Source organism: Candidatus Symbiothrix dinenymphae (assembly GCF_001431085.1).
In genome coordinates this window covers 1-561 of record NZ_BBRU01000266.1, presented here as the reverse complement: position 1 = coordinate 561, position 561 = coordinate 1, and the positions used below count along the sequence as shown (strand labels likewise).

1 protein-coding gene is annotated in these 561 nt (G+C 57.8%); it reads right to left on the bottom strand.

Going from position 1 to position 561, the window contains the following annotated elements:
* On the bottom strand, positions 1–561 hold a 561-nt coding region (locus tag ASC50_RS03465; protein WP_158648364.1), incomplete at both ends, for a TonB-dependent receptor plug domain-containing protein.

Genomic DNA, 561 nt, shown 5'->3' with positions numbered 1-561 from the left:
TTTTTTTTTCGGTCCTTTTTGATTGCCAACAACCCGCCTTTTGTTTTCTCCGTAGCCCGTTTTTTTGGCAAGCCCTCCTACCGCGCGATACCCCACCGAGCCACGATAGTTGAAATCTTTTGTCCCGCCGGTAATCGACACATTGTGCGTATGGCTCAGCGGCGTGCGGGTGATGGCATCCAGCCAGTCGGTGTCGGCACCATAATCGACACCCAAGCCTTTGGACACCATTTTGTCGCGGTATTCTTGGGCAGTCAGCACGCGGGGTGCGTTGGCGATGGTGGCGGTCGAAAGCGAGCCGGAATATTCCGCCGAAAATTTGCCGTCCTTGTTGCCGCGCTTCGTGGTAATGAGGATGACGCCGGCGTTGGCGCGCGTGCCGTAGATAGCCGCCGCCGACCCGTCTTTCAGCACGTCGATGGATTCGATGTCGTTTGACAACACCGACGAGAGATTGCCGCCCGGCACGCCGTCAATCACATACAGCGGCTCGGCACTGCCGCTCAAACTGCCCACGCCGCGCAACTGCACATTGTAATTGTTTTGTGCGGGGTCGTCGCC